The organism is Undibacterium sp. Ji83W (assembly GCF_049340385.1).
Lineage (GTDB): Bacteria > Pseudomonadota > Gammaproteobacteria > Burkholderiales > Burkholderiaceae_D > Undibacterium.
In genome coordinates this window covers 235,653-251,118 of the sequence record NZ_JBMPOZ010000006.1, presented here as the reverse complement: position 1 = coordinate 251,118, position 15,466 = coordinate 235,653, and the positions used below count along the sequence as shown (strand labels likewise).

Below are 15,466 nucleotides of genomic sequence, written 5' to 3'. Positions count from 1 at the left end.
GACAGCAGGACAATCTGCAGCATGGTCTGTAGCACTCCTGAAGTGGATGCCTGCTATATTCGCATAAACCCAGCCTTGCATGCACGCCTGCAACATGCATTTGCCTTGATTATGTTACTTTGCTTTACAAGTTGTTGCATAAATTGACTAGGGCAAAAACAGTCTGATTTTCTAAGATGAGGACTTACAATTCCCGCTTGTTTGTCTCAGGAGCACCACCATGTCCAAGTTATTTACCCTTTCTGCAATTCGTCATCCAGCCCTGCAAGCATGTTCCGTATGCCTGGCGCTGGCACTTGCCATGCCTCTGGCTACGGTAGAGGCAGGCACACTACGTGACAAAATCATGGAAAGACGACAGGAAAGAAAAGAGCAACGGGCAGAGCAGGTAGCTGAAAAGAGTGAGATGACTGATATAGAAACAACAGACCTTGCGCCGCAAGGCTTACCTGCCGGTACCAAAGTCTTGCGCGATATCGCCTTTGGCAGTGACAAGCGCCAGACCATGGACGTGTATCTGCCTGCGAATGCGGCTAACCAAAAAGCCATGCCCGTCATTTTCATGGTGCATGGTGGCGCATGGAAGATAGGCAGCAAGACCGCGCGTGGTGTGGTCGAGAACAAGGCCGCACACTGGTTACCCCAGGGCTATATTTTTATCTCTATCAATTACCGCATGCTGCCCGACATCAAACCACTGGAACAGGCCGATGACGTCGCCAGGGCCCTGGCAACAGCGCAGAGCAAGGCCGCAGAATGGGGCGGCTCAAGCAAGCGCTTCATCATCATGGGCCATTCAGCCGGGGCCCACCTGGTTGCCCTGCTCGCCAGCAATCCGTCCATTGCCGCCAGGGCCGGTGCCTCTGCCTGGCTGGCGACCATCGCACTTGATAGCGCAGCTTACGATATCAACAAGATCATGGAACAAAAACATTACCGCTTCTATGATGAAGCCTTCGGCACTGAGCCTGCCTACTGGCAGGCCAGTTCGCCCACCCTGCAATTGAAACAGGCTGCAGCACCCTTCGTGGCTGTATGCTCCAGCATCAGGCCAGACAAACCCTGCGCGCAGGCTGGAGTGTTCGTCGATAAAGCCAAATCCTTGGGCATGCAGGCATTGTTGTTGCCGCAAAGCCTGAGCCATGCCGATATCAATAAAAACCTGGGTTTGGATAATGTCTATACAGCGGCGGTGGATAATTTCTTGAAGCCCTTAGTTATTGCCCATGACAGCCCATGATCAAGCGTGGTGATATTTTCTGGGCAAATCCAGACGAAGAGCGTAGTACTGTCCCCGGCCTTACCCACCCGCATGTGGTTGTGCAGGATGATATCTTCAATCAATCCCGCATCGCTACCGTGATCGTCTGCGCCCTGACAACAAATCTCAAGCGCGTAACTGAGCCGGGCAATGTGCTGCTGGAATTGGGCGAAGGCAGTTTGATCAAGCAAAGCGTAGTCGTGGTCTCGCAGATATCTTCCATACCCAAGAATCAACTCGGAGACTTCATAGGTCATTTGTCTGATGAAAGAGTCTTGCAGATTTTGGCTGGGATCAAATTCCAGCAGAGGGCGTTTTTCAAGGATTAGTTGTCACTGTCTCTTTGACGGATTTGTGAAAAAAAAGGTTCAGCAATGGCTTACGACCTGATGGTTGGTAAAAGTAACAAAGTAAAAGACTGCCCAGATATCGTGGGTGCAATTGAGTTTGATGAACTACCGGCTATATCCCGCCTGTTGAAAAGGACAGACGCCTCCTTTTTGCATCGCGTTTCCAATCTCTTTGAAGACCAGGCGTTTTCTCTGGATGAGATAGAGCAAGCTTTGACCTGTCTGTTACCCTTGTTGATCTCTGACTTGAAAACAGATGAAAGGGCATTGCTGCAAAAGCTGATTTCCATTTTGACTTATGCAAAGTGGAAGCAATCATGTATTTATTGTGTTGCTGATTGATTTTCTTTAGAGATATTGAGCTTTATTAGGACTTAAATCGTCCTAATTACGACATATGCTGACTCCACTGCATTAACACGCGATTAATTGTCATGGAGAAAAGCAATGAACACCTCATCCCTTGCCTTGGCTGGCGCTGCCCTGCTGGGCACACTCGCTACCGCTAGTGCAACTGACTTAACTGGCAACACCGCCAATACTGATGAATGCTGCAATGTCATAGAGTTGCGCCAGTATGTGACTTATCCCGGTAAGCGCGATGCACTGATCTCGCTGTTTGAGAAACACTTCATCGCAACCCAGGAAGAAACCGGCATACGCGTGCTGGGGCAATTCCGCGACGTGAACGATCCCTACCACTACACCTGGCTACGCGGCTTTCGCAATATGGAAGCGCGCAAGCAAGCCCTGACGGATTTTTATTCAGGCAAAACCTGGCAGGCTTACCGCAATGAAGCCAACGCGACTTTGTATGACAACGACGATGTGTTGCTGCTGCGCCCCGCGACACATGGCAGTGGTTTTATGCCGGGATCACGCACACGGCCAGCTCCGGGTAGTTCAGCTCCACGTAAGGGCTTCGTAGTGGCAACGGTTTACCATTTTGCGCAGGAAGTGCAGCCTGACTTCATCAGCAAATTTAATGAGCAGTTGATGCCCATGTTTGAACGCCATGGTGCACATATCATGGGACGATTTGTCACAGAAAAAAGCCGCAATACGTTTGAGCGTTTGCCCGTGCGTGAAAATGTGAATGTCTTTGTCTGGTTTGCTGCTTACGCTGATCGCGCTGCGTATGAAAATTATCTGCAAGGTCTGTCTGGGGATGCGCAGTGGAGTGACCAGGTGTTTGCTGATTTGTATAAATCCCTGCAACGCTGGCCAGAGATCTTGATGCTGGAACCTGCGGCGCGTTCGCTGCTACCTTGACATACGTAGAGCAATGCACGTCACTTGAAAAAATCGTCATCAGAAGTCCTGTCATTCCAATTCTTACTCAAACTCCGCGAATAAACGTCTTCATCATCTGATGCTGAATGGACCTGCTCCTGCCCCGGGGTAGGTTCAATGCTCATTACCTATCTCCCCATGCTCCTTTGTATGCCGTAACAGATGTAAATCTGGGTAAATCCCAATTTCTCCGGCTTTGTAAAAGGATAGTATTTACACCTGATTCCGAGGCATGTTCCATGCAGTATCTTTTGGATACATGGCTTCATGTTGGCCGAAAAAATGATAAGCACGGAGAAAAACATGCACAATCCGCCACCAGTTTCTCACGTTCCGACTGCTATTGAATCACGCCGCAGATTGCTACGGATGGCCCTGGGCATGCTGGCTCCGGCTGAACTGTTGACTGCCTGTGGTGGTGGTTCAGCCAGCAGTACTGCGGCAACTTCTGGCACCACTACTGGTACCACTACTGGCACGACAGCGACGGGCACAAGCACCGGTACTGCAACTGGTACTACAACGGGTTCCAGTACTGGCAGCACAACTGGCTCAACGACCACATCCAGTATCGCGACAGATCCCTGGAGCTGGCGTACGGCTGGCACCAGCACGGCGGCCAGCCTGCCTTCCATGGCCGAGTTTGTCACCGTGATTGCATCGGGCACGATTGCCTACAACTTCCATACATCGACCACCAGCTCCACCACCGATCCGGTGACTGGCGTGTTGAGTGACACCAGCAGCGTAGCCATACTCCAGCCTTACCTGATGGGGAAATACCTGGTCAGCAACGCCAACTGGAAGGCATTCTGCAATGCCCAGGGCAGCAGCTATTATCCCAGCACGGCAAAGACTGCTGGCCAGTACTGGTATGGCGGCAGCTACCCGGCAGGCAAGGAACAGCATCCGGTATTGTTTGTGTCACTGACCGCTGCAACAGCTTACTGTGCATGGCTGGCAACCCAGATACCCGGCTATCATTTCTATGTACCCACCGAAGGGGAATGGGAATACGCAGCACTGGGTAACAACACGAGCTACAGCTTCCCTTGGGGTGCCAATGCCGGTATCACTTACAACAGCAGTACTGGTGCCTTGTCGACGGTATACAACTGCAATGCAGTCTGCAGCCAGTATGTTTTGAATTCTGCGGCCTTTACCACCGTCAGTTATTACAACGATAGCGTGGTGACCACACTGAATGATGGCAGCACCGCATTGACGAATGACACGGCCCTGTTGAGCAAAGTCTTGAGCATGAATGCCAGCGGTGGCGTCACCGGCTGGCAATATGACTCGACGGCAAATAGTAGCTGGGCTGATTTTGCCAACACAGATCAATTCCGTGCGCTGGTGAATTTGTATGGCGGTTACACCAGCCCGGCTGGCACGTATGAAGGTGGCAAAAGTTGGTGCGGCTGCTATGACATGGCCGGTAATGCCTATGAATGGACCACTACCCTGAACCTTGCATCCAACGGTGCAGAAGCTGGCACCAGCGTCAACGTGGTCAAGGGTGGCTCATGGTATGCGACTTCAAACAGCGGCAAATCCACCGGGCGTGGTGAAGGACGCAGCGCGGCGGGTGCCTATCATTCCGTGGGATTTAGAATTGCTGCAAGGCTGAAATGAAGAAGGCAGGGCGGATAATCCGGTTTCTGACAATGTCTGGATTCTTCCTGCTATCTCGAAATATATTGCACACCACCCTGCAAGCTGGTTTCAGGGTTCAGGTGCATGTATAAACTGCGCAAGAGACTACTCTCTTCATCATCCTGCCCCAGGTGCCAGAACATGGCACCGGCCAGTTTATATTTTTTCAGGTAAGCGACTTTATAAGCGAAGGATTGCTCATCGTCATAGCTGATAAAAATTTTCTTTTCAGCGTTATAAATCCAGGGCACCTTGGTCTCGTTACTGAAGTAGGATTTGTAGCCCAGGTTGGCAGCCAGCAGTTTCTTGATTTCGCCATAACCAGGCGTGCGTGGGTCCTTGCGGGCGGTGCAGGCATCGCAGCCTGTCAGCAAGCCAGGGTCGCCTGCATAGGTATCACCGGCAGGCGTGACAAAGGGCTGGTACAAGCCCTGATTTGTCGCTTCAACCTTGAAGTAAGCCCGCCCATAAAATGGCAGCCCCATGACCAGCTTGCTGGCCGGTACCCCAGCATGCAGGTGTTGCTGTACTGTGGCATCCACCGTTAGTGCCATGGGTGAGGGAAAGCGCTTTTCCAGTTCTTTTTGCGTCAATCCCGGTTTGAAAGGCAACTTGCGCAAAGGGTTTTCAAACATGGGTTCACGCGCATCGCCAAACAGGTGGGCATTGTGGTTGGTCAGTTTTTCCCAAGCCCCATTGAAGTCATAACTCATGAGATTAATGTAATCAACCTGCGCCGCGATTTGCGGCAAATGCAGGTAAGTGCGCGCCATGCTGAAAGCGCCGCCAGCGACCGCGATAGACAATTGATTTGAGGGCTTGGCTTGTTTCAGTTGAAGACGTATTTCCTTGAGCAGGGCCACAAAATTCAGTGCATCTTCAGCACGCGGATATTCCCAGTCCAGATCAAGGCCATCGAAGCCGTATTCACGCATGAAGCTGACACATGATTGCGCCAGTTTCTTGCGGTTTTCTGCCGTCGCAGCAGCAGTGCGGTAACGCCCTGCCGTGGGGCTATCATCATTGGTATAGGCCCAACCACCGATGGAAAACTGCAGGCGCAAATCAGGATTATGTTTTTTCAGGTCATGCAATGCATGAAATATCTTGCTGGCGGCCTGCAGATTGGTGCCCTCCTCCAGCGCACATTTGCCATCCTCGCTTAGCGTCAAGAACGAGAAATTCAGATGTGTGAGCATGCGCGCTTTGTCTGCCGTGATGGCAGTTACCGGGAGTGCGACTTTACCCTCGTCGTAATGATTGATATCTTCTTTGTCCAGCGCGTAATACGCCATGACCACAGGCTTGCTGACTACTTTCGCCAGACTGGCAGAAGTGAAACATAAGACCAGCATGCCGAGCAGGCATGACAGCAAGGGGCGAGGAGTAGAGTAGGCGATTTTCATCCCCATAGCATGCAAGCGTGTCCAAAATGGGTCAACAGGTTTTTACTTCTTGCCAAAGTTGAACATACCACTTGCATGCGCGGCTTGTAAGATGAGCATACCAGTCCACTACAATACCAGACTGGTATGGCATACTGTATGCCTACTTTGAAGGAAAACCGCATCATGACAACAGAAGAACGACTGATAGATCTGGAAATACGCCTGACCCGCCAGGATGATCTGGTCGATACCCTGAACACCCAGGTATATCGCCAGCAAAAGAAAATCGACGAACTTGAAGCGCTGTGCGCTGCGATGGTGGCACGCATACGGGAAGTGGCTGTGACAGCCAGCCAGCGCACTGCGGTGGTAGATGAGAGACCACCGCATTATTGAAGATAAGGCTACTATCCGGTGCCTTAACTTCATCTGGAGCGATGCAGAAGACACTGGGTGCAGTGCAGCGCAAACACGCCTTGGCCTTGCACTGCATCCCCCATGCATGAAATAAGGTCTATTTAAAACTAATCGCCTTATTCAATTTTGCGATCACGTCATCTGGTACATTTTTACTGCAAATAAGATATCTCTCCCCACCGTCAGGCATATCGCTTGCCTTGAACTGGCTGAACTTGTCCTTCGCCATATTGGATTGCTCAATCAGGTAATTTGCTTCTTCTGGCGCGGCGAACATCAGGTCGGCAGATTTGCTGGCAACCAGTTGCAGCATCTGGGTGTTGGTGCCATTGGATACTACCGTCTGTGGTTTTAACTTTCCCAGCGCGGTATCAATGTAATGGCCATAAGAAAATTTTTCCTTGATGAGTATCTTGATGCCTGGCATGGTCAATACTTCTTCCAGCTTGGCATTGTCCTTGATCTTGAAACTACTGTTGACAATCATGACGGCAGGTTTATCGCGGTACAGAGCTTTACTGAACTTGGCGAAGCCTTCACGTTCTTCGGTTTTATACCAGCCTATGGCACAGGTTTTTTGTGTGTTTTCCTGCACCATGGCCAGCTGTCGGTTGGGGGGTGCCTTGGCCCAGGTGAATGCCACGCCAGCACTTTTGAAGGCATTGGCTGCCGGGTTTGCCGTCAAGCCTGAAGCTGAACCATCCGGCTCTTCGACAATATACGGTGGCCGCACATTGTAGTTAAGAACGATCTTGTCGTCAGCCTGGCTGTTGGTGCTAACAGCCAGCATGGCTAGTGTACAGAATTGAAAAAGAGCTTTGTTGTTCATATTGGTCTCTCATGTAATTTCATTAAAAGTTTTGCCAACAGTTTTTCAACACCTTCTAACACCCTTTACATCCTAGCCGACAAAGCCGGATAAATCCATGTGCGCCCTGGCTATTTTTTATTGCAGCAAATCTGCCAGACTACGCGCAATCACCTTGGTGGCTTTGCGTAAATCTTCGAGATTCAAACGCTCATCTGCACGTTTTGCATGTGACTCCAGCACAGTCCGTGGCCCTGCACCATAGATAACACCCGGTATGCCCACTTCCGAGAACAGGCGCACATCGGTATACAAAGGCGTACCCAGTGCAGGAATTGCTTCACCAAAAACCTCACCACCATGTTTTTGTATCGCTTCCACCAAAGGTGTATTACCCGGCAATGGACGCATGGAATTTGCCAGCAAGATGCGTTTTACATCGACGCTAATGCCGGGCAACTCAGTGGCGGTATCGCTGATGAGCTTGCGTAAAGTCGCTTCGACTTCTGCCGGGTTTTCTTCCGGTATCATGCGGCGGTCCAGTTTGAAGGTCACTCGGCCAGGGATGACATTGGTGTTGGTGCCGCCTTCTATCGTGCCCACATTCAGGTAAGGGTGGGTGATGCCTTCGACTTTCGATGTGACTTGTTTATACAGGGTGTTTTGTGCATACAGGGCATTCAAAATCTTGACAGCAGCCTGCAAGGCATCGACACCTGAATCAGGGATTGCCGCATGGGCCATCTTGCCATGCACGGTCACTTCCATTTGCAGGCAACCATTATGCGCAGTGATGACCTGGTAAGAAAAACCGGCAGCTATCATCAGGTCAGGCTTGATCAGATTGTGCTTGAGCATCCAGCCCGGGCCGACTTCGCCACCGAATTCTTCATCATAGGTAAATAACAATTCCAGCGTGCCAGCCTTTGGTTTGGCAACTGCTTCCAATGCACGCAGGGCAAAAGTGTAAGTCGAGAAATCGCATTTGCTGACAGCTGTGGCACGACCATAGATATTGCCGTTTTCTATTTCACCGCTGTAAGGGTTTTTGGTCCAGCCTTCACCCGGTGGCACCACGTCACCATGGGCATTCAGCAACACCGTCTTGCCGGGGCCGTATTGGCGGCGTACCAGCAGGTTGGTGATGCTTTGCAGGCCTGCTGCCTTGACTTCACTATCAGGCACAGCGTGTTTTTCTACGCTGATACCCATGTCTTGCAGCAAATCAGCGGTGCGCTCTGCATGCGGGGCATTATTGCCGGGTGGTGTATCAGTTGGTACGCGTACCAGTTCTTGCAGGAATTTGACTTGCTCGTCAAAGTGGCTGTCTATCCAGGCGTCGAGTTGTTCGTAGTTATTCATGTCTTTATTCTCATTAAATTATTGATTTACTTGGCACCAGCCTGGAACCAGGCGCCGACGACTGCACGTTCTTCTTCGGTCATTTGCGTCATATTCCCTATAGGCATGGCCTTGAGCTGCACGGCCTGCATATTGACCTTTACCGCATTCTGTTTGATCAGCTCTGGTGTATCGAGCTTGATACCGGCGGGTGCAGTGGCAAAGCCAGGCTGGGTAGGTGCTGCCGCATGGCAGGACACGCAACGCTGGTTAATGATGCCCTGTACTTTAGTGAACTGCGCTGCGGCTGCTTCTGCGGCTGACAAGGCCGGGTCGGGCGCTGCAAGCTTGGCTGGTGGCTTTGGAGCAATCGCAATCGCCACTGCCAGCAATAAAGTCACGCCAGCCGCAGGATAAGCCCAGTTGGTAATGCCCTTGTGGCGCAGGTTGAAGAAGTGACGTATCGAGACACCCGCCGCCATGATGACAGCCAGCACCAGCCAGTTGTATTCATGGTTATACGTCATTGCATAATGATTGCTGATCATGATGAACAGCACCGGCAGGGTAAAGTAATTATTGTGTACGCTGCGTTGCTTGGCCTTCTGGCCGTGGATGGGGTCTGGCGATTTACCCTGCTGCATGGCTTCGACCAGTTTGCGTTGGCCGGGGATGATGAGCATCAGCACATTACCCACCATCATCGTACCTATCATGGCACCAACGTGGATATAGGCGGCGCGGCCACTGAGGAATTTCGACAACACAAATGCTGTCGCCACAATGAACACAAACATGATGATACCCAGCAGGCCTTCACGCTTGCCCAGCGGTGAACGGCACAGCAGGTCATATACAGTCCAGCCCACCAGCAGTGTGCCCAGACCTATGCCTATGGCTTGCCAGCTTGTCAGGTCAGCAACGGACTTGTCTATCATCATCGCAGAGGCATTGAAGTAATAGACGATGAACAGCATCGCAAAGCCGGACAGCCAGGTGGCATAGGCTTCCCATTTGAACCAGTGCAGTTCTTCTGGTAATTCCTTGGGGGCGATCAGGTATTTTTGCGGATTATAAAAACCACCGCCGTGCACGGCCCACAATTCGCCAGATACACCCTTGTTGGCCAGTTCAGAACCGGGCTTGGGCGGGCGGATATTATTGTCCAGCCAGACGAAGTAAAAGGATGCACCTATCCAGGCAATGCCGGTAATAAGGTGCAGCCAGCGGACGATCAGGTTGAGCCACTCAGTGCCATACGCAAGTAAAAAAGCTTCCATGTTTTCTCTCATGTTAGAAGCTCGTCTGCCTCCGCGGGGCTCTTCAGACGAGAGGGATAAAAAATCCCAAGTGGTCGCGAACCGAAGCTCCGCTGCGACCAGTGTTATTAAGGAATATACATTCCCATTATTCACGATGTCAGTGCTAAAAAACCACAAAATGTATCTATCTTCTGTAAATGTCTCCTATTACAGCAGTTAGACCAAGGGCAGATGCCGTTGGTCCAGCATTAATAGCAAAAAACTTGATGAAGTCTGGTAACGATAAACTTTTTCCCTACAAACTTCATTGAAAACGAAGTATATTAAAAATACAGATTTCGATATACGTTTGAAGACAGGCATCAGCATGGCACAACTACCCAATCATCTCGATCTGCATCTGATACGCATTTTGTATCTTTTGCTCAGTGAGAAAAACGTCTCCCGCGTGGCTTTGAAGCTTAACCAGCCGCAGCCTTCGATTTCTGCCTCGCTACGCAAACTGCGTGAGCTGACAGGCGATCAATTGCTGGTGCGCGGTGGCCGTGGCATGGTGCCTACCCCCCATGGTGAAACCCTGCTCAAGCCTGCCAAGCGCATACTCGATGAAACTGAGTTGTTGTTTGAACGCAAGGTGCCCTTCGTCGCCCAGCAAGAGAGCAAGACCTTCCACATCGCTGCGCCAGATTCCCTGCATGTGCAATTCCTGCCCAGTGTGGTGGAGCGCCTGCGGCGTGAATCACCCAGGAGCCGCATCGTCATTCATGGCCTGGGGGCGGAAGTCGATTATGTGCGCCACCTGTCTGATGGCGACCTTGACCTTGTCATTGCCAACTGGGATGAGCCGCCACAGCACTTGCACCTGTCCAAGCTGTTTGAAGACCCCATCGTCTGCGCCATGCGCGCCGACAGCCCCTATGCCAAGCGCACGGGTACTGACGACATGACGCTGGAAGACTACCTGAGCCTGCCGCATGTCGCGCCTTCACAACTCTTGTCCGGCTACCATGGCGTCATCGACGCCCATCTGGAGCGCCAGCATCTGCGCCGCAATGTCGTGGTCGAATCGGCCTACTTTGGCCTTATGCCGCATATGCTGGCGCAATCCGACATGGTGCTGACGACGGGCAAGCAATACCTGAGCTTTTATGAAAAAAGCCTGCAACTCAAGACTTTTTCCATCCCCATCAAATTCCCGCCACTGCGCTTTTACCAGCTCTGGCATGAACGCGTCCATCATTCACCAGAACACAGGTGGCTGCGTGAGCAGATAGCCCAGGCAGCCAAGTCGCTGATGTCCAAATAATCCTGAACAGCGCAGGGGCTTAACTACCCCTGTAAGTCGAGTACGCCCATGGCGACACCACCAGCGGCACGTGATAATTCTGGCTGGCATCAGCCACGCCAAAGGCCAGGGTCACGCGGTCTATGAACTTGGGGCTGGGCAGATCTACGCCCTGCTTGTCGAAATAATCACCTGCTGCAAATACCAGCTCATACAGGCCGGGCTTCAGGCTGTCGCCTTCCAGCAGGGGCGCATTGCAGCGACCGTCATGGTTGGTGGTTTCTGTCTTCAGCAGGGTTTTCTCACCTGCATAGACGGCATATAACTCCACCTGCACACCCACGCCGGGTTTGCCAACGGTGATATCCAGCACATGTGTACTGAGCTTTCCCATACTGATCTCCTATATTGATGACTTGAAATGCGCTATCAGCCAAATCTTATACTGCCAGCAGTCTATCAATATACTATCGAAGATATACAGATCATGAAGACAGCAGCACATTTCAGGCCGGAATTGGGCTTAAGCTTCATCATCATGCCGGGACAACACCGGTCACATTAAAGCATAGGCACAATAACAGGCACATTGCCTGACCAATTATGACGACAACTCTGGACCACCTGAACCACTGTAGCACGCAAGACTTTGTGCACATCCTGCACGGTATCTATGAACATTCACCCTGGATACCTGAACGGGCAGCCGCCAGCCGCCCCTTTGCCAGCATCACGGCTCTCAAACTGGCCTTGCAAACCGTGGTCAGCCAGGCGACAGAGGCAGAACAATTGGGCCTGATCCGTGCCCACCCCGAGCTGGCAGGCAAGGCCGCCATCGCCGGAGAATTGACGGCAGAATCCACAGGTGAACAGGCCAAGGCGGGCCTGACCAATTGCAGCCCTGAAGAATTCGCGATACTGCACAAGCTCAATGCTGACTACAACAGCAAATTTGGTTTCCCCTTCATCCTCGCCGTCAAAGGGCCGGATGGCAAGGGCTTTACGCGGGAAGCCATCATCGCCACCTTCCAGCGCCGCTTCAAGAACCAGCGGGCAGATGAGCTGGCAGAATGCCTGCGCCAGATAGGCCGCATCGCCGAACTGCGCCTGAATGATCTGCTCGAGCACACTCTGCAATTTGGCAACACCATCATGCAATGGTCAGAAATCCTGGCCGCCTGGAGCGATGATGAAGATGGCCTGACTTGTGCCTACATGACACCCGCGCATCAAAAAACCGCAGAGCAACTGGCTGCCTGGATGCGCGAAGCAGGCATGCATGTGCATATCGATGCGGTGGGCAATGTGGTAGGCCGCTACCTGTCTGATGCGACCGATGCCAAGACCTTGCTGACCGGCTCCCACTATGACACCGTCTGCAATGGCGGCAAATACGATGGCCGCGAAGGTATCCTGCTGCCCATCGCCATCGTCAAGCACCTCAACGAAAGAAATGAAAAACTGCCTTTCAATTTCGAGATCATAGGTTTCTCTGAAGAAGAAGGCGTGCGTTTCAAAAGCACTTTCCTGGGCAGTAACGCCGTCATCGGCCAGTTTGACCTGGCCTTGCTGGACAAGACAGATGCAGACGGCATCAGCATGCGTGAAGCACTGACTGTCGCCGGGCATGATGTCAAACAAATCCCGGCCATCGCACGTGACCCAGCACAGATACTGGGCTATGTAGAAGTGCATATAGAGCAGGGCCCGGTCTTGCTGGGCCGTGACCTGCCGGTGGGCGTAGTCACTTCCATCGCTGGCAGTTGCCGTTATCAGGTGCAACTCAAAGGGGTTGCCAGCCATGCCGGCACCACACCCATGAGCATGCGCAAGGATGCTGCCGCTGCTGCCGCAGAAATCATTTCGTATGTAGAACAGCGCTGCGCCAATGGAACATCCCTGGTAGGGACAGTGGGTCAGTTACAGGTGCCACATGGTTCGGTCAATGTGATACCCGGCTCCTGCAATCTGTCTCTCGATATCCGCGCTGCTGACGATGCCACTCGCGATGCTGCAGTGAATGACATCCTGGCAAAGATAGAAGCCATCTGCCAGCATCGCAATATTGAAGTCAATATAGTCAAAGCCGTATCTGCCCCGGCGGCCCCCTGTGCCCCATGGCTGATGCAGCAACTGGCAGCCGCTACGCAAAGAGCAGGCTTGCCAGCCTTTGAATTGCCATCAGGCGCAGGCCATGATGCCATGGCGATAGCCAAAATGACCGATGTCGCCATGCTGTTTACCCGTTGCGGCAACGGCGGTATCAGCCACAACCCACTGGAAACCATGAGCGCCGACGACGCAGAAGTCTCGGCACAAATCTTGCTCGATTTTTTAAGGAATTTTAAGGTTAGGGATTAAGACCAAAGAGCTCACCACAGAGACACTGAGACACAGAGGTGCACAGAGAAAATCTAAGGTGACATTCACTACGTAACTAGCACAGAGATGAATTTGCTTTTCCTCTGTGGCCCTCTGTGCCCCCTCTGTGCCTCTGTGTTGAGAGGTTTTTCTGTACCCGTTTTACCAGGATTTCTGGCGCCACTTTCAGTATTGCCTGCATCAGCTTCGCAATGAAGACCTGATGCAGAACAAGGACTGAGCTTGAGCCTGCTGCCATGTTTGCGTTTGATAACGCTACATGGTTTGAGGCGACGCAAGAATATGCTTTCACCGGCATTTTTTTACGACGCAGATCAATCCTGACGAGATGTCTTCTTCCAGTTTGTGGAGGATGCACTTCGTCAGGCAGCAGTAAAAAGCGCAGTCGGACTATATGTTTCGGCTGTATTTGTAGCCGCTCTTTGTGACGACACCATCATCATGAAGGCAAACCAGGAGTCTTGCACATGATGCATTCTTCTATTTCACCGATTACCAGTCGTTTTAGCTTCTAGCAATTCAGTATGTGCATTTTCAGCCATCACTGAATGAGGTTCCGTCAGAGAACCCGATAGTGATGTGTTTAATATAAACCAACCATCAGGCAAGGAAGAGACGATGCAAACAGCGATACACCCGGTAGATGAAAAGCTACCAGCAGCAAAATTATTCACTCTGGGCATACAGCACGTGCTGGTGATGTATGCCGGGGCGATAGCCGTGCCTCTCATCATCGGCGGTGCCCTGCACCTACCCAAAGACCAGATAGCCTTCCTCATCAATGCCGATTTATTCTGTTGCGGCCTGGTGACCCTGATACAAGCCCTGGGTATCTGGAAGTTTGGCATACGCATGCCCGTCATGATGGGCGTGACGTTTGCGGCAGTTGGCCCCATGGTGGCAATGGCGGGCAACCCCAGCCTGGGCATACTCAGCATTTACGGGGCGGTCATCGCCTCCGGTATTTTTGGTTTGATTATCACGCCTTTCATGAGCCGGGCTGTCAGGTTTTTTCCACCTGTCGTTACCGGCACCATCATCACCGTCATCGGTATTACCCTCATGCGTGTCGGCATCAACTGGGCAGCGGGCGGGCAGCCGATGATCTTTGATGCGGCAAGCAAATCCATGCAAGCCAATCCCAATTATGGTGCGCCTGAAAATCTGGCGATTGCCTTTTTTGTGCTGGTGTCCATCATGGTCATGACACGTTATTTGCGCGGCTTTTTGGGCAATATCTCGGTCTTGCTGGGCATGGTGCTGGGCTTTGTGGTTTCGCTGGTCTTGGGCAAGGTCAGTTTTGATGGTCTGGGCGAAGCAGGCTGGTTTGCCTTCATCATGCCCTTCCAATATGGCATGCCGACTTTTGACCTGGGTGCCATCATAGGCATGTGCCTGGTCATGATAGTTACCATGGTCGAATCGACAGGCATGTTCCTCGCCTTGTCTGAACTTACCGGCAAGCGCATCAGCAATGAAGAGCTGGCGAATGGCTTGCGGGCCGACAGCCTGGGCACGGTCATCGGCGGTGTCTTCAATACTTTTCCTTATACCTCGTTTTCACAAAACATAGGCCTGGTCGGTGTCACTGGTGTGCGCAGCCGTTATGTCTGCGCAGCTGCGGGTGTGATATTGGTGGTGTTTGGCATGTTCCCAAAAATGGCGCATGTGGCGGCATCGATACCTGTGTATGTGCTCGGTGGCGCAGGCATAGTCATGTTTGGCATGGTGGCCGCCACTGGTATCAAGATACTTGGTAATGCCGGGCTCAATCACCAGCGCCACAACCTGTTCATCGTTGCCGTCAGCATAGGGGCAGGCATGATACCCCTGGTGGCACCACAGTTTTTCTCGCACTTGCCACACTGGCTGGGCACGATAGTCGATAGCGGCATCTTGCTGGCCACCATCGCGGCAGTGACGCTCAATCTGTTTTTCAACGGTCAGGGTGCTGAGTCTGAAGCCAAGGCTTTTGCCATGGCTGCGGCCCATAGCTCCGACCATTAATTTTCTCTGTTATTTT

14 protein-coding genes are annotated in these 15,466 nt (G+C 52.0%); 9 read left to right on the top strand and 5 right to left on the bottom strand.

The genetic code is table 11. The features are described 5' to 3' along the window. The first annotated feature begins 220 nt into the window (after positions 1–220). From ACO0LD_RS13065 to ACO0LD_RS13045, 5 genes are all read left to right on the top strand, one after another. Positions 221–1,240, top strand: coding sequence for an alpha/beta hydrolase (locus tag ACO0LD_RS13065; RefSeq protein WP_423007393.1), 1,020 nt, complete (start codon positions 221–223; stop codon positions 1,238–1,240). Beyond that, entirely contained in the window at positions 1,237–1,590 is a 354-nt protein-coding gene (locus ACO0LD_RS13060; RefSeq protein WP_423007391.1) for a type II toxin-antitoxin system PemK/MazF family toxin, read from the top strand. Before ACO0LD_RS13065 ends, ACO0LD_RS13060 begins: the two co-directional genes overlap by 4 nt. Positions 1,591–1,635: 45 nt before the next feature. Continuing rightward, complete coding sequence (locus ACO0LD_RS13055; RefSeq protein WP_423007389.1) at positions 1,636–1,953, top strand: hypothetical protein; 318 nt, start codon at positions 1,636–1,638, stop codon at positions 1,951–1,953. 105 nt (positions 1,954–2,058) lie between these two features. Then, a complete protein-coding gene (locus ACO0LD_RS13050; protein ID WP_423007387.1) occupies positions 2,059–2,883 on the top strand; it encodes an NIPSNAP family protein in 825 nt (274 codons plus the stop codon). 324 nt (positions 2,884–3,207) lie between these two features. Further along, positions 3,208–4,539: a formylglycine-generating enzyme family protein gene (locus ACO0LD_RS13045; RefSeq protein WP_423007385.1), complete on the top strand. Its 1,332-nt coding sequence runs from the start codon at positions 3,208–3,210 to the stop codon at positions 4,537–4,539. 50 nt (positions 4,540–4,589) lie between these two features. Here the strand turns inward: ACO0LD_RS13045 and ACO0LD_RS13040 are convergent, their stop codons facing one another. Further along, positions 4,590–5,966 carry a glycoside hydrolase family 18 protein gene (locus tag ACO0LD_RS13040; protein ID WP_423007383.1) on the bottom strand — a complete coding sequence of 459 codons (1,377 nt, stop codon included), beginning with the start codon at positions 5,964–5,966 and terminating at the stop codon, positions 4,590–4,592. Between the two features lie 138 nt (positions 5,967–6,104). On the opposite strand from ACO0LD_RS13040, the gene ACO0LD_RS13035 reads away from it, so the two are divergent. Next, positions 6,105–6,344: a SlyX family protein gene (locus ACO0LD_RS13035; protein WP_423007381.1), complete on the top strand. Its 240-nt coding sequence runs from the start codon at positions 6,105–6,107 to the stop codon at positions 6,342–6,344. Between the two features lie 118 nt (positions 6,345–6,462). Here ACO0LD_RS13035 and ACO0LD_RS13030 read toward each other — a convergent pair whose 3' ends face one another. From ACO0LD_RS13030 to ACO0LD_RS13020, 3 genes are all read right to left on the bottom strand, one after another. Continuing rightward, on the bottom strand, positions 6,463–7,194 hold the full coding sequence (locus ACO0LD_RS13030; RefSeq protein ID WP_423007379.1) for a substrate-binding periplasmic protein: 732 nt from the start codon (positions 7,192–7,194) through the stop codon (positions 6,463–6,465). A 117-nt stretch (positions 7,195–7,311) separates the two neighbouring features. Continuing rightward, a complete protein-coding gene (locus tag ACO0LD_RS13025; protein ID WP_423007377.1) occupies positions 7,312–8,535 on the bottom strand; it encodes a M20 family metallopeptidase in 1,224 nt (407 codons plus the stop codon). 26 nt (positions 8,536–8,561) lie between these two features. Then, positions 8,562–9,794 carry a urate hydroxylase PuuD gene (locus tag ACO0LD_RS13020; protein ID WP_423007375.1) on the bottom strand — a complete coding sequence of 411 codons (1,233 nt, stop codon included), beginning with the start codon at positions 9,792–9,794 and terminating at the stop codon, positions 8,562–8,564. Positions 9,795–10,143: 349 nt separating this feature from the next. On the opposite strand from ACO0LD_RS13020, the gene ACO0LD_RS13015 reads away from it, so the two are divergent. Beyond that, a complete protein-coding gene (locus tag ACO0LD_RS13015; RefSeq protein WP_422953855.1) occupies positions 10,144–11,082 on the top strand; it encodes a LysR family transcriptional regulator in 939 nt (312 codons plus the stop codon). Positions 11,083–11,101: 19 nt separating this feature from the next. Here ACO0LD_RS13015 and uraH read toward each other — a convergent pair whose 3' ends face one another. Beyond that, positions 11,102–11,455, bottom strand: a complete 354-nt coding sequence (gene uraH / locus ACO0LD_RS13010) for a hydroxyisourate hydrolase (RefSeq protein ID WP_423007373.1) — start codon at positions 11,453–11,455, stop codon at positions 11,102–11,104. A gap of 209 nt (positions 11,456–11,664) precedes the next feature. Here uraH and ACO0LD_RS13005 point away from each other — a divergent pair, with 209 nt between their 5' ends. Then, positions 11,665–13,422 carry an allantoate amidohydrolase gene (locus tag ACO0LD_RS13005; RefSeq protein ID WP_423007371.1) on the top strand — a complete coding sequence of 586 codons (1,758 nt, stop codon included), beginning with the start codon at positions 11,665–11,667 and terminating at the stop codon, positions 13,420–13,422. A gap of 639 nt (positions 13,423–14,061) precedes the next feature. Further along, positions 14,062–15,450: a nucleobase:cation symporter-2 family protein gene (locus ACO0LD_RS13000; protein WP_423007369.1), complete on the top strand. Its 1,389-nt coding sequence runs from the start codon at positions 14,062–14,064 to the stop codon at positions 15,448–15,450. The last annotated feature ends 16 nt before the right edge of the window (positions 15,451–15,466 follow it).

Excerpts from the sequence above, each read along its gene's own strand:
- ACO0LD_RS13065 (WP_423007393.1), top strand. The coding sequence starts at position 221 with ATGTCCAAGTTATTTACCCTTTCTGCAATTCGTCATCCAGCCCTGCAA.
- ACO0LD_RS13060 (WP_423007391.1), top strand. The coding sequence starts at position 1,237 with ATGATCAAGCGTGGTGATATTTTCTGGGCAAATCCAGACGAAGAGCGT.
- ACO0LD_RS13055 (WP_423007389.1), top strand. The coding sequence starts at position 1,636 with ATGGCTTACGACCTGATGGTTGGTAAAAGTAACAAAGTAAAAGACTGC.
- ACO0LD_RS13050 (WP_423007387.1), top strand. The coding sequence starts at position 2,059 with ATGAACACCTCATCCCTTGCCTTGGCTGGCGCTGCCCTGCTGGGCACA.
- ACO0LD_RS13045 (WP_423007385.1), top strand. The coding sequence starts at position 3,208 with ATGCACAATCCGCCACCAGTTTCTCACGTTCCGACTGCTATTGAATCA.
- ACO0LD_RS13040 (WP_423007383.1), bottom strand. The coding sequence starts at position 5,966 with ATGAAAATCGCCTACTCTACTCCTCGCCCCTTGCTGTCATGCCTGCTC.
- ACO0LD_RS13035 (WP_423007381.1), top strand. The coding sequence starts at position 6,105 with ATGCCTACTTTGAAGGAAAACCGCATCATGACAACAGAAGAACGACTG.
- ACO0LD_RS13030 (WP_423007379.1), bottom strand. The coding sequence starts at position 7,194 with ATGAACAACAAAGCTCTTTTTCAATTCTGTACACTAGCCATGCTGGCT.
- ACO0LD_RS13025 (WP_423007377.1), bottom strand. The coding sequence starts at position 8,535 with ATGAATAACTACGAACAACTCGACGCCTGGATAGACAGCCACTTTGAC.
- ACO0LD_RS13020 (WP_423007375.1), bottom strand. The coding sequence starts at position 9,794 with ATGGAAGCTTTTTTACTTGCGTATGGCACTGAGTGGCTCAACCTGATC.
- ACO0LD_RS13015 (WP_422953855.1), top strand. The coding sequence starts at position 10,144 with ATGGCACAACTACCCAATCATCTCGATCTGCATCTGATACGCATTTTG.
- uraH (WP_423007373.1), bottom strand. The coding sequence starts at position 11,455 with ATGGGAAAGCTCAGTACACATGTGCTGGATATCACCGTTGGCAAACCC.
- ACO0LD_RS13005 (WP_423007371.1), top strand. The coding sequence starts at position 11,665 with ATGACGACAACTCTGGACCACCTGAACCACTGTAGCACGCAAGACTTT.
- ACO0LD_RS13000 (WP_423007369.1), top strand. The coding sequence starts at position 14,062 with ATGCAAACAGCGATACACCCGGTAGATGAAAAGCTACCAGCAGCAAAA.